The sequence below is a fragment of the Streptomyces sp. NPDC007025 genome, assembly GCF_042869455.1.
Classification (GTDB): domain Bacteria; phylum Actinomycetota; class Actinomycetes; order Streptomycetales; family Streptomycetaceae; genus Streptomyces.
In genome coordinates this window covers 154,191-164,924 of the sequence record NZ_JBIAFT010000019.1, presented here as the reverse complement: position 1 = coordinate 164,924, position 10,734 = coordinate 154,191, and the positions used below count along the sequence as shown (strand labels likewise).

Genomic DNA, 10,734 nt, shown 5'->3' with positions numbered 1-10,734 from the left:
CTCCGCCTACTGACACACCCAAAACCAACACCACCGCCACACCCCGGCAGCACGCCACGGAGCGGACGGGCGGGAGGAACACACCTCCCACCCGCCCGCTTCCTGCTGTGTCCGCTCGTCTGTTCTGTGGAGTATTCGGCTCATCGGGTGGGGATGCCTGAATTGCCCGCCACTGCACCGCTGTTGCGGGTGGACGACATCGCTCTCACGAGAAGAGGCCGCACACGATGAGCGCAACATTCCGCCTCCGTCCCGCCGTTGCCGGTGTCCTGGCCGCAGGCCTGATCGGTGCGGCGGCCGCGACCGCGGCCGCGACCGGCCCCGGGATCGGGAACGGGGGGAACGAGAACGGAGCCGGGCCCGGAACCGGGAGTGCGACGGCGAGCACGGCGCCGATCACGTCCGGCGGTCCCTCGGCAGCGGCCAGGACCAACACCGTGACGGCCGACCGGGAACGGGTGCGGCAGTGGGAGGAGTTCCGGCTGCAGGGCAAGGTGACCGGAATCAAGGCGGGGACCGCCGTGCGTCTCCAGCAGATGCAGCACGGCGCGTGGAAGACACTGCCGGCCACGTCGGTCGTCAACCGGTCACTGGACTACTCGATGCGCGTCAAGCTCGGTATCAGGGGGGTGAACCGGATCCGGACGGTGGTCGCCGGCCAGCCCTCCGCCCCGGTGACGGTGACCGTCCGCTGAGCGAAGCGCTCGGCGAAGCCCGGTCCGGGGGTGTAGCCAGCACCACCCCGGATCCGGGCCCCAGCGGTATGGGATCGGCTCCGCCGCCCGGCGACAGTGGATCCATGGCGATGATGACAGCGCAGGTGCAGCAGGGTCCGGACTCCTTCCCCCGGCGGCGGGGACGCTTCGGCCGGGAGGTGGGCTATCTGCTCTCCGGGCTGCCGTTGGGCATCGCCGCCTTCGTACTGATGGTGACCGGGTTCGCGCTCGGCGTCTCGACGCTCATCCTGGTCGTCGGTCTGCCGGTGCTGGCCGGGACGCTGTCCATGGCCCGCTTCCTGGCCCGGGTGGAGGCGGAGCAGATCGCCGCCGTCACCGGCCGTCCGCTCCCCGCCCGGCCGGTGGGCGCGGCGGAGGGAGCTGGGGGCGGGGGCAGTCGGTGGAAGGGGGTGACGGACCCGCAGGCGTGGCGGAACCTGGTGCACGCGGTGCTGGCCTTCCCGGTCCGGGTGGCGACCTTCTCGGTCACGCTGACCTGGCTGATGGGCGGGGTCGGCGGGCTCACCTACGGACTGTGGTCCTGGTCGATCCCGCGCGGTGACAAGGACGGGGTGATGGAGCTGGCCTTCGGGCTGGACGGGCGCGGTCCCGACATCGCCTTCAACACGGCGCTCGGTGTGTTCTTCCTGCTCACAGCGGTTCCGATGGTGCGGGGCTTGGCGGTGGCGCAGGCGGGCCTCGGCCGGGTGCTGCTGCGCCGCGAGCAGCGCTGACGTGGCGGCCCGGAGCGGCGGGTGGCCGTCGTCTGGCGCGGCCGGGGCGGCGGTGCGGAGCGTCCCGAGGGGCGGGTCGGCCGGAGTGCTGCCATCCTGAGGCGGTGGGTGGCTGCGCGGAGCGGGTGCGTCCCGCGCCGGCGGCCGCACGGTCCGACGGCGGGTGGCGGCTGCGCGCCCGGCCGCCGGTGGCAGCGCCCCGGATCCAGCACCCGCCTCGTGCTTCGGAGGTTCCGCATGCTGACGACCGACTTCGTTCCCGGCACTCCCGACTGGCTGGACCTCGGCGCGCCCGACGTGGACGCCGCCGTCGCCTTCTACACCAGCGTCTTCGACTGGCAGTTCCAGTCGGCGGGTCCGGAGGCCGGGGGTTACGGCTTCTTCCAGCGCGGCGGACGGACCTCCGCCGCGGTCGGCCCGCTGATGGAGGACGGCGGCAGCGCCGCGTGGACGACGTACTTCCACACCCGGGACGCGGACGCGGTGCGGGCCCGGGTGGAGGAGGCCGGCGGCGCCGTACGGGTCGCGCCGATGGACGTGTTCACGGCGGGCCGGCTGGCGCAGTTCACGGACCCCACCGGCGCGGACTTCGCCGTGTGGGAGCCGAAGGACACCGGTGGTCTGGAAGTGCTCATGGAGCCGGAGACGCTGTGCTGGACGGAGCTGTACACGACGGACGCGGCGGCCGCGAAGCGCTTCTACACAGCGGTGTTCTCGTGGACCTACGAGGACATGTCGATGGGTGACGACCTGGTCTACTCGGTGGTCTCGGCGCCCGGTGGCGGTACGGAGGGCGACACCGGGCAGGGCGGGATCATGCAGCTCCCGCAGGAGAACCTGAGCGCCGGGTCGACCTCGGAGTGGCACCCCTACTTCGCCACCGAGGACTGCGACGCGACGTGCGCGCGGGCGACCGGCGCCGGCGCGAAGGTGCTGATCCCGCCGACGGACGTACCCGGCGTGGGCCGCCTCGCGATGCTCAAGGACCCGGCCGGTGCGCCGTTCGCCCTGATCAAGGGAGATCCGGACATGAGGTGACGCTCCGCCCGTCGCGCAGCGGCGTTGCGCGGAGGACGTGCCGGTTGTCCGCCGCCGCGGAGGGGGACGGCACTGGGCCCTCTCCACGGCGGCGGGCACCGTTCGGGTTCCCGTCAGACGAGCGAGCCGCCGCCTCCCGCGGGTGCGGGAGCCGGGCCCGGGTCCGGGCCGGGGTCCGGGGCGCCGGATGGCGGGGGTTCGGGCGAGTGGCCGCCCTCGGCGGCGGGTGCCTCGGCCTCCGCGGGCGCGTTCAGCTCGGTCAGCATCTGCTTGCTGAACCCGAAGAAGTAGGTGGCCACGAAGCCGACCAGATAGCCGGCGGCCAGCCCGAGCGCGTAGATCAGGGCGATGCCGCCCAGGCTGTGGTTGCCCTTGAGGAGGGGGAAGAGCGCCCAGCCGGAGGGGCCGATCGCGGTGGAGCCGACCGAGGTGCCCAGCTGGTAGAAGAGCCCCACCACCCCGCCGCCGAAGGCCCCGCCCACGCACGCCGTGATGAAGGGGCGGCCCAGCGGCAGCGAGACCCCGTAGATCAGCGGTTCCCCCACGCCCAGGAACCCGGCGGGGAGGGCCGAGCGGATGGTGCTGCGGATCGAGGTGTTGCGGTGCAGCCGCAGGTAGATGGCGATCGCGGCGCCGACCTGCCCGGCGCCCGCCATCGCGAGGATGGGCAGCAGCACGGTGTAGCCGCTCTGCTCGATGAGCGTCGTATGGATGGGGATGAGCGCCTGGTGCAGTCCCAGCATCACCAGCGGCAGGAACAGTCCGCCCAGCACGAATCCGGCCACGGCCCCGCCGTGCTGGAGCAGCCAGTCGGCCAGCTGCCCGATCCCGGTGGCGATCTCTCCGCACACGTACATCAGCCCGAACAGCGTGACCAGTCCCGCGACCAGCACCGTCACCGTCGGCGTGACCAGCACGTCGACGGCGGACGGCACGAAGCGGCGGCACGCCTTCTCCACGTACACCGCCAGCAGCGCCGCGAACAGCGCGCCCAGCACGCCGCCCTGGCCCGGGGCCAGCTTCTGGCCGAACGCCGAGACCTCCGCCACCCCGGGGAAGACGATGACGGCCGCGGCCGCACCGCCCAGCACCGGCGTCCCGCCGAACTCCCGCGCGGTGTTCAGCCCGACGAACACGGCGATCAGCGACATGAAGCCGCTGGCGATCGCCGCCAGCGCGGGGGTGAGCGATGGGAGCCAGCCCGCGTTGGTGAACAGCCCGTTGAGCCCGGCGACGATGCCGCAGCCGATCAGCGCCGGGATGAGCGGGACGAAGATGTTGGCGATACGGCGCAGCATCAGCTTCACCGGCGTCGCGTTCTTCTCCTTGCGCGCGGCGCGGAGCGCGGCGCCCTCGGCCGCCAGGTCCGCGGCCGTCCGGCCGGCGCCCGCCGAGGCGGGTTCCGGGGCCGCCGACCGGTCCGGTGCCGCCTGCACGAGTGCCTCGAACTCGGGTGTGATCCGGGCGACTTTGCCCGGCCCGAGCACGATCTGGTACGTGTCGTCCTCCACCACGCCCAGCACGCCCGGGAGCGCCCTGAGGGGCCCGTCCTGGACGAGGGAGCGGTCGGCCAGGCCGAGCCGCATCCGGGTCATGCAGTGGCTGACGGAGGTGACGTTCGCGGCGCCTCCCACCAGGGGGAGGATCGCCTCGGCGAGCTGTCTGCCGGGATTGTCCTCAGGGGTGCTGCGGGTGCTGTGTGTGCTCATGGTGCGGTCGCTCTTCTTCGAGTGGTGCCATGGTCGTTCGGTCGGGTGGTTCTCTGCGCGTTCGGTCGATGTGGTGCGGTTCGGGGGCGGCGCCCGGGGCCGTTCCGCTACCCCGCGTTCGTGCCGGGTCCGGTGCCGGGGCCGGGGTCTGGCCGCGGGGCTGCGCCGGTGGGGATTCCGGTGCCGTTGCCGGTCCGGGCGCCGTGGTCGGCCCGGTCCCCGTCGCCGTGTCCACCGGCGGCGGACCGGAGTGCGGCGCGCAGATGCCCGTGCGTGGTGCGGAGCAGCCGCTCCGCCGCCGGGGCCGGTACGTCTCCGAGGATGGTGAGGATCGCCGCCTTGACCTCGCCGTCGGTGGCCGTCAGCGCCGCCTCGATCTCCTCGTCCGGCGCTCCTGTCGCCAGCTCGACGATGCGCCGGGAGCGTGCGCGCAGCTTCTCGTTCGAGGCGCGCAGGTCCACCATCAGGTTTCCGTAGGTCTTGCCGAGCCGGATCATCGTGACGGTGGAGAGCATGTTGAGCACGAGCTTCTGCGCCGTACCGGCCTTGAGCCGGGTGGAACCGGTCAGCAGCTCGGGTCCGACGACGACCTCGATACCGTGCTCGGCGGCGGCGCCGAGCGCCGAGTCCGCGTTGCAGGCCAGCCCGACGGTGAGTGCTCCGCGGGAGCGCGCGTACTCGACGGCGCCGACCGCGAACGGCGTGCGGCCGGAGGCGGAGATCCCGACCACCGTGTCGTCCGCCGTCACCTTCAGCGCCGTCAACTCGTCCGCCGCCGCCTCGGCGCTGTCCTCGGCGCCCTCGACCGAGTTCACCAGCGCGCCGGGACCACCCGCGATCAGGCCGGTGACCTGCCCCGGGGCCGTGTTGAAGGTCGGCGGGCACTCACTGGCGTCCAGTACCCCCATGCGCCCGGCCGTACCGGCACCCGCGTAGAGGAGGCGGCCCCCGCGCGCCATCCGCTCGGCGATGCCGTCGATCGCCTCGGCGATCACGGGGAGTTGCGCCGCGACGGCGGTGGGGACGGTGCTGTCCTCGGCGTTCATGATCTTGGCGATCTCCAGCGTGGGCAGCTGGTCGATCTCCGCCAGCTCGCTGCGGAACGCCTCGGTGGTGAGGGTGCCCAACTGCCGGCGCAGCTCGTCGTGGTGCGAGCGGCGGCTACCGGCGCCCGCCGGACCGGCGGACTCCGGCGTGTGGGGCTGTGCGCCGGCGGGGTGCGGGTCGTCGGTCCCGGTCGCGGCGGTCTGTGACTGCGAGGTGGTCATCGGGGAGCGGCTTTCTGTGGCTCGGGGCGGCGGGCCCGGGCGGTCGCGGAGCGGTGGGCCCGCCGGCCGGCGGTCGGCGGGTGCCGTCGGCAGCGGGCTGCCGACAACGGTGCGGTGCCCGGTGGCGCGCCGCCGGGGACGGGGACTGTGCGGCGGACGTGCCGTGGGTCCGCGGACCGGTCGGCCGGGTCCGGCCGACCGGGGGCGTCAGCGGGGGCGTCAGCGGGTGCGCTGCCGGGGGGAGTGGCGGTGCGCCAGCGCTTCGTAGGAGGCGGAGAGCGCGGGCGCCGCCGTCTCGTACGTACGCTGCGCGACCCCTATGAACAGGCAGTCCACGACGAGGAGCTGGCTCGTCCTGCTGGACATCGCCGCCGGGCGCAGCTCGCTCTCCCGGGCCGTCGAGGTGGTCAGTACGTGGTCGGCGTACTGGGCCACCTCGCCGTCCGGACGGCCGGTGATCGCGATGGTCGTCGCCCCCTGGTCGAAGGCGACCCGCAGCGGCTCGATGACGTCCACCGTCCGCCCCGAATGGGTGATGGCCAGCGCGACGTCGCCCGCCCGCATCTGCACGGCGTTGGTGACGGCCAGATGAGGGTCCACATGGCTGTGCGCCACCAGGCCGATGCGCAGCAGTTTCTGCGCCAGGTCCTGGCTGACCAGCCCCGAGGCGCCGACGCCGTACACGTCGACGCGCCGGGCCGCCGCCATCGCCGCGACCGCCGCCTCCACCTGCGCGACGTCCAGCGCCGCCGCGGTGTCGGCGAGGGTCTGCTGCTCGTCGAGCGCCAGCTTGGCGACGACGTCGGCGATCGGATCGTCGACGGCGATGTCCGCCGTGACGGCGGGGGCCGCGCCGGACTCCTGCTGCGCCGCGAGCCCCGCGAGGGCGAGGCGCAGGTCGCGGTAGCCGGGATAGCCCAGCAGCCGGGAGGTGCGGACGACGGTGGCCTCGCTGGTGCCGGTGCGCTCGGCCAGCCCGGTGACGGTGAGCTGGGCGCACCCCGCCGGGTCGTGGGCGACCGCCTCGGCGACCCGCTGCATGGAGCGCGTCATCGAGGGCGCCATCGTGCGGACCTTGGCCGCGAGGGCCGTGGGTCCCGGGCGGTTGGCCGGTCGGGAGGGGGCGCCGCTGTCGGCGTCGCCCGCTGACCGGGGGGCCGGGGGCTGGGTACCCGGCCGGGCCGTCCGGCGCCCCGGACGGAAGGCGAAATTTTCCTTCAGGTCGCTGCTCACAGACGGAAGATATTTTCATATCGGCACCCCGTCAATGCTCGACGCGGCACGAACGTGTGATCCCTCCGTGCGCGCGGTGGTGCAATGGAGGTATGGAACCGAAGGAACCCGCATCCGACTCGGGCCCCCCGGAAGAGGGAGCGCACGGTGGCACTTCCCCCGATGCGGCCCGCGACCGCGAGCCCCGCGAGGCGCCCCGCGAGGAGCCCCGCGAGGAGCCCCCGCCGGGCGACCGCCGCCAGGACCCGCTGGAGCGGTCGCTGCACGCGGCCCGCGCGCTGATCCTCGCCGACCTGGAGGCGAGCGACGTCGCGCACGCCGACATCGTCTCGCTGGTCGAGGAGGCGGTCTCGCACCGCCGCTGGTGGGTCGGCGAGTGGCCGGAGGGCGCGGCGTTCGTGGACGGCCTGGTGGCCCAGGACGTGCAGGACGCGCTGCTCGAACGGTACGGGCGCTGGCCCGTCTGCCCGGTGTGCGTCGGCTCCGACCCGCACGCGCTCGACGTCGAACCCGAACTGGGCGAGGAGCCGCACTGGGTGTGCGCCGCCACGTCCACGGTGGTGGCCCGGGTGGGCTCGCTGGGCGGCAAGCTGTGAGCGGCGGCGCGGACCTGGGCGCGGACGCGAGCGTGGTGGCGGAGCCCGGTCGGTGACCGTCTACATCGACCCGCCGATCTGGTCAGGGCACGGCCGGATGTGGTCGCACGTGGTCAGCGACCTCTCGTACGAGGAACTGCACGCGTTCGCGGCGCGCCTCGGATGCCCGCCGCGCGCCTTCGACCGCGACCACTACGACGTGCCCTCGACGCTGTACGAGACCGCCGTGGACGCCGGAGCCGTCCCCGTCGGCTCCAAGGAACTGCTGCAGCGGCTCACGGCCGCGGGCCTGCGCCGGCGCAAGCGCTGACCCGCGGGGCCGACGCCGCGGGCGGCGACCCGGTCGGTGCGGACCCGCCGGGCGGCTATGCCCGCACCTGCGCCTGCGCCTGCTCCTGCTCCACCCGCGGATACGACGCGGCGACCACGCGCGAGCGGGCGTGCACCCGCGCCGAGACGGCCGTCGCGAGCACCGCGACCGCCGCCATGGTCGCACCGACCCAGGCCACGGCCGGATACCCCCAGCCCGCCGAGATGGCCAGGCCCCCGAGCCAGGGCCCGAGCGTGTTGCCGATGTTGAACGAGGCCGTCGTCGTGGCCCCGGCCAGCGTGGGCGCCGCGTCGGCGGCGTTGAACATCCGGGCGTTCAGCGCGGGCGCCGTCGTGAACGCGGTGACGCCCAGCAGCAGGGCCAGCCCGACCACGGCCCAGCGGTACTCGGCCAGCAGCGCCAGCAGCGCGAGCACGGCGGTCGACGCGGCGATGCCGCCGTACATGGTGCCGAACAGATGCGCGTCCGCGATCCGCCCGCCGATGATCGTGCCGATCAACCCGCCGAGCCCGAACAGCGCGAGCACGCTGGGCACCCAGCTCTCCGGCAGCCCGGCGACGTCGGTGAGCAGCGGTGCCAGATAGGAGAAGACGGCGAAGACGGCGCCCGCGTTCAGCGCGATGGTCAGCAGCGCCAGCCAGACCTGCTTGTCCCGGTAGATCCGCAACTCCCGCCGGAGATCGGGGGCTTCCGCGCCGGTCGGCACCGGAGTCCGGGGCACCAGCGCGAGCACCCCGACCAGTCCGACGGCGGAGAGCGCCGCGACCGCCCAGAACGCGGAGCGCCAGCCCGCCTGCTGGCCGAGGAACGATCCGGCCGGTACGCCGGCGATGTTGGCGACGCTCAGCCCGCCCACCATGATCGCCATGGCCCGGGCCCGGGCGTTCTCCGGCACCAGCGAGACCGCGACCGCGGCGCCGACCGCCCAGAACCCGGCGCAGGCGAGCGCGCTGACCACCCGGGAGGCGAACAGCACCTCGTAGCTCGGCGCGAGCGCTCCGGCGACCTGCCCCAGCATGAAGGCGGTCAGCAGTGCGACCAGCGTCGTGCGGCGCGGCAGCTTCAACGTCGCCGCCGCCAGCACCGGCGCGCCCACGACCATGCCCACCGCGAACGCCGACACCAGCAGTCCGGCCTGGGGGATCGACACGTCCAGATCCCGGGCCAGCGGTTGCAGGATCCCGGAGAGCATGAACTCGGAGGTCCCGAGCGCGAAGACGGACAGGCCCAGCACATGGACGGCCGGCGGGACACGGGCGCCGGAGGGCCGGCCCTCTACGAGATCGTCAGGCATGACACCTTCAACCCCGCCGCCCGGCCTGCGCATTCCGGAACCGGAGCGCAGCCCGCACTCGGGAACGCTCCCGGTACGGGACGCCGGGGACGGGCGGGGACGTCGTACGTTTCCCCGCGTCACGCCTCCAGCAGGCCCAGTTCCGTCGTCAGATTGTGCCGGGCGGCGGGTTCCCAGTGGTCGCGTGCGTAGCCGGTGCGGAAGAGGTGGGGCAGGCCGAGGAGTTGGCGCAGGACGGCGGAGCGGCCCTCCCGGAAGGCGGCGTCGGGGACGAAGGCGTACTCCTGGCGGATCTCGGCGGCGTAGTGCGCGTACTGCTCGGGGGTGCCGGCCAGGACGGCGAGGTCCGCGTCGCAGAGCAGTTCACCGTTGAGGTCGTCTCCGGCGGGGTCGTGGGTGACCGTGAGGCGGACGAGGCGGGCGACCTCGGCAGTACGGGTGGCCGGTACCCCGGCCTCGGGCAGTGCGCGTTCGGCCAGGCGGGCGCTGCGTTCCTCGTTCTCGCTGCGGTCGGGCCGGTAGACGGCGTCGTGGAACCACGCGGCCAGCCGCACGGCGGCGAGGTCGGGGCCCGCGTCGGCGCGGACGCCGGTTCCGCGACCGGCCTCCCCCTCCGGGGGGAGCTGCGCGGCGAGCTCGTCGAGCCGGTCCAGCACGGCGCGCAGGTGCGCCGTGCCGTGGTAGCGGCGGTGGGGTTCGGCCCAGCGGCCGAGCAGGTCCTCGCCGTAGGGCGCCGGGTCGGGACCGGCGGTCCCCTCGCGGGCGCTGATCAGCAGCACGTTCCAGCGGTCGAGCAGTTCCGGGTGTGCCGTCCCCTGGGCGGGGTGCGCCGTCTCCGGGGCCGGACCGGCCGGCCTCGGGCGTGCGGTGTCCGCGGACTTCCGGGCCGCACCGTCGGCCGCTGGTCGGGCCGTGCCGTTGCCGGGTCCGCCGGACGCGGGTGGGGGCTCTGTCGTCGACATCGGGCAATTGTGGTCCCGGGGGAGTGCCGTCTTCCAGCGCCTTCCGCCGTATGGCACTCTGTTGCGCATGTCTAGACCAATTCTCGAGGTGGTCGCGCTCAGCGCGGAAGACGCTGCCGCAGCGGAGGTCGGGGGAGCGGACCGCCTGGAGGTGGTCACCGACATGGCCGCCGACGGGCTCACCCCGTCCCTGGAGACCTACACCGCCGTCCGGGACGCCGTCAGCATCCCGCTCCGGGTGATGCTGCGGCTCGCCGACGGCTTCGGCGCCGGGGGCGACGCCGGGATCGAGGAGCTGTGCGCACGCGGAGCCGCGCTCCGCGCGGCGGGCGCGGAGGAGTTCGTCCTCGGCTTCCTCGACGAGGCGGGGCAGGCGGACCTGCGTGCCGTCGAGGCCGTCACCGCCGCCGTACCGGGGTGCCGGTGGACCTTCCACCGCGCGCTCGACCGGGCCGCCGACCGCGACGCCCTGCGCAAGCAGCTCGCCGACGCGCCCGGCCTGGACACCTACCTCACCGCCGGCTCCCCGGACGGGGTGACCGACGGCTTCCGGACCCTCCGCACCGAAGCGGCCCGCACCACCGCGGAGGAGCCGGGCTACGGACCCCGGCTGCTGGTCGGGGGCGGGCTCTCGCTCGACCACGTCGCCGGACTGCGCCGGGCCGGCATCGACGCCTTCCACATCGGCAGCGCCGCCCGCCCCCGCGGCTGGGCCGGCCCGGTCGACCCCGACGCCGTCCGCACCTGGCGTCAGGCCCTCGACCAGGACTGACTGCACGGCGGCGGAGCGGCGGCAGGCCGCCGCCGGGTGCCGGGCCACGCGGCGCCGGGCGTCGGCGGCGCGGCGCCGGTC

At 74.4% G+C, this 10,734-nt stretch carries 11 protein-coding genes; 6 read left to right on the top strand and 5 right to left on the bottom strand.

The window, feature by feature from the left end; translation table 11 throughout:
• Positions 1–227 precede the first annotated feature (227 nt).
• The 3 genes from ACFYMO_RS30190 to ACFYMO_RS30180 all read left to right on the top strand — a co-directional run bounded on the left by ACFYMO_RS30190 (position 228) and on the right by ACFYMO_RS30180 (position 2,488).
• Positions 228–695, top strand: coding sequence for a hypothetical protein (locus tag ACFYMO_RS30190; protein ID WP_366771221.1), 468 nt, complete (start codon positions 228–230; stop codon positions 693–695).
• Positions 696–799: 104 nt separating this feature from the next.
• Positions 800–1,450, top strand: a complete 651-nt coding sequence (locus ACFYMO_RS30185; RefSeq protein ID WP_366771219.1) for a sensor domain-containing protein — start codon at positions 800–802, stop codon at positions 1,448–1,450.
• 237 nt (positions 1,451–1,687) lie between these two features.
• On the top strand, positions 1,688–2,488 hold the full coding sequence (locus ACFYMO_RS30180; RefSeq protein WP_366771218.1) for a VOC family protein: 801 nt from the start codon (positions 1,688–1,690) through the stop codon (positions 2,486–2,488).
• A gap of 113 nt (positions 2,489–2,601) precedes the next feature.
• Here the strand turns inward: ACFYMO_RS30180 and ACFYMO_RS30175 are convergent, their stop codons facing one another.
• The 3 genes from ACFYMO_RS30175 to ACFYMO_RS30165 all read right to left on the bottom strand — a co-directional run bounded on the left by ACFYMO_RS30175 (position 2,602) and on the right by ACFYMO_RS30165 (position 6,698).
• Positions 2,602–4,197: a PTS transporter subunit EIIC gene (locus ACFYMO_RS30175; RefSeq protein ID WP_366771216.1), complete on the bottom strand. Its 1,596-nt coding sequence runs from the start codon at positions 4,195–4,197 to the stop codon at positions 2,602–2,604.
• Between the two features lie 107 nt (positions 4,198–4,304).
• Complete coding sequence (gene murQ / locus ACFYMO_RS30170; RefSeq protein ID WP_388550365.1) at positions 4,305–5,465, bottom strand: N-acetylmuramic acid 6-phosphate etherase; 1,161 nt, start codon at positions 5,463–5,465, stop codon at positions 4,305–4,307.
• 219 nt (positions 5,466–5,684) lie between these two features.
• On the bottom strand, positions 5,685–6,698 hold the full coding sequence (locus ACFYMO_RS30165) for a MurR/RpiR family transcriptional regulator (RefSeq protein ID WP_366771214.1): 1,014 nt from the start codon (positions 6,696–6,698) through the stop codon (positions 5,685–5,687).
• Between the two features lie 92 nt (positions 6,699–6,790).
• Here ACFYMO_RS30165 and ACFYMO_RS30160 point away from each other — a divergent pair, with 92 nt between their 5' ends.
• On the top strand, positions 6,791–7,294 hold the full coding sequence (locus tag ACFYMO_RS30160; RefSeq protein WP_388550362.1) for a hypothetical protein: 504 nt from the start codon (positions 6,791–6,793) through the stop codon (positions 7,292–7,294).
• A 52-nt stretch (positions 7,295–7,346) separates the two neighbouring features.
• On the top strand, positions 7,347–7,604 hold the full coding sequence (locus ACFYMO_RS30155; protein ID WP_366771212.1) for a DUF4031 domain-containing protein: 258 nt from the start codon (positions 7,347–7,349) through the stop codon (positions 7,602–7,604).
• 55 nt (positions 7,605–7,659) lie between these two features.
• Here ACFYMO_RS30155 and ACFYMO_RS30150 read toward each other — a convergent pair whose 3' ends face one another.
• Together ACFYMO_RS30150 and ACFYMO_RS30145 are read right to left on the bottom strand one after the other, a co-directional pair.
• Positions 7,660–8,919 (bottom strand): Cmx/CmrA family chloramphenicol efflux MFS transporter, encoded by a 1,260-nt coding sequence (locus ACFYMO_RS30150; protein ID WP_388550359.1) that lies wholly within the window; start codon positions 8,917–8,919, stop codon positions 7,660–7,662.
• A gap of 119 nt (positions 8,920–9,038) precedes the next feature.
• Positions 9,039–9,881 (bottom strand): hypothetical protein, encoded by an 843-nt coding sequence (locus ACFYMO_RS30145; protein ID WP_388550356.1) that lies wholly within the window; start codon positions 9,879–9,881, stop codon positions 9,039–9,041.
• A gap of 67 nt (positions 9,882–9,948) precedes the next feature.
• Here ACFYMO_RS30145 and ACFYMO_RS30140 point away from each other — a divergent pair, with 67 nt between their 5' ends.
• Positions 9,949–10,653, top strand: a complete 705-nt coding sequence (locus ACFYMO_RS30140; RefSeq protein ID WP_366771209.1) for a copper homeostasis protein CutC — start codon at positions 9,949–9,951, stop codon at positions 10,651–10,653.
• Positions 10,654–10,734 lie beyond the last annotated feature (81 nt).